This is a genomic window from Bradyrhizobium ferriligni (assembly GCF_056837965.1).
In genome coordinates this window covers 1-1,461 of sequence record NZ_JBXEJO010000178.1, presented here as the reverse complement: position 1 = coordinate 1,461, position 1,461 = coordinate 1, and the positions used below count along the sequence as shown (strand labels likewise).

Below are 1,461 nucleotides of genomic sequence, written 5' to 3'. Positions count from 1 at the left end.
GACTGGTAATGTCAGTGGTAGATTACGGACTCGGAATTCTTACAATATCAAGATCACAATGTGAACGACTCGAACTGGTTCAGAATGAAGGTATGCGTATAGTCCTGGGCTGCACTAGAGATACCCCCATTGTGAAGATGAGATATATGCTTGGCCTTCTGTCACTACGCTTCCGTCATGCAATCGCCCAAACCAAAGCATATATGCGGGTTACTTCGGATAAGAGACATCCACTTCACAGGAACACTAATGATGTTAAGGGCACGAGAATCAAGCGTGGCATGTCGTGGATGGCCCAGGCTGAGAGAACAATTGGCCAGGTGACTACGGTTGCGACCCTACCAAAAGGGGAAGAATGGATCCCAACAGATGGTAGCATGACCAACTATCTCAACGTTATCATTACTCTTGGAAGAGAATGTAGAGATTGGGGCAACATGAAGACTGATCTCGCAGTTAAGTAGCTGATAGAAGATAATGCAAGGGATGATAATGTTGTTGTATATACCGATGGGTCGGTTCAACGTGGTGAGAAGTCCGGCTGGGGTTTCTTGGCTAATGCGCATGGTAGGGTTGTTGCAGAGCGAAGTGGGGCATACAGGACAACTACTTCTAGTATGAGGATGGAGGTTGAGGCCGTTACTGCTGCCCTCCATTGGATCTCTGGGACTTCATTTACTGGGGCAGTTGTTGTATCTGACTCTCAGTCGATGCTTCACAAGATCCAGAAGGGCAGGTTTCGGTATGAGTGGATGTCGTCTATAGAAGTTTCTAACCTCCAGCGGCTTACGTGGATATACTCTCCTGAGCATGCGGGTGTTTGCTGTAATGAGAGAGCGGACAGGCTTGCATCAACAGCATCGATTGTTGGGGAGTTGAAGATGGATAAGGGGGATGTTCTTCGGTCTCTTCGCGACTGTCTGTTGGATGAGGACACTAAAATCGATGTTGAATCGATCAAGCGATTTAAGCAGTTTGGAGTTACCCGTTGTTCAAGTCGAACTGGATGCCTGAGAGGCAGAGTGAAAGGTGTGTTTAATCAGCGAGCCACGGGAACCATCAGTATGCATACTCTTCGATATCTGTTGGGGGAGACTGAACACCTATGGGTCTGCCCGGAGTGCAATGACGTCAGTTTAGTAACCAATAACCAATAACCAATAACCAATAACATACTGCAAGTGTGCAAAATTTCATGATCCTGTCTTCATTATTACCAGAGAAAAAAATGTGGTGTATTACTTTCTGACCTCTCCTCGTACTTTGAAAAAAAAGCTATCGTGGACATTAGAAAAGAACCCAACGATGACTACCACACACTTGACAGACAAGGACAGATTATCATCTTCCAACTCAGGAAGGTCATAACAGACTGAACAAACACCTTCACAGACTACAATTGTTCCCCTCTGTGTCCCTGTGGCACCGCTGATAAAACACAGAACATGTCCTGCAAGACTG

At 46.1% G+C, this 1,461-nt stretch carries 2 protein-coding genes; both read left to right on the top strand.

Features of this window, described 5'->3' with window-relative positions; genetic code table 11:
• Positions 1-464: hypothetical protein (locus AC1VNY_RS42440; RefSeq protein ID WP_482409657.1), on the top strand; the 464-nt coding region annotated here is incomplete at its 5' end.
• The gene (locus AC1VNY_RS42435) at positions 465-1,157 is read left to right on the top strand and encodes an RNase H family protein (RefSeq protein ID WP_482409658.1); all 693 of its coding nucleotides are present in this window, start codon (positions 465-467) and stop codon (positions 1,155-1,157) included.
• Positions 1,158-1,461: the final 304 nt, after the last annotated feature.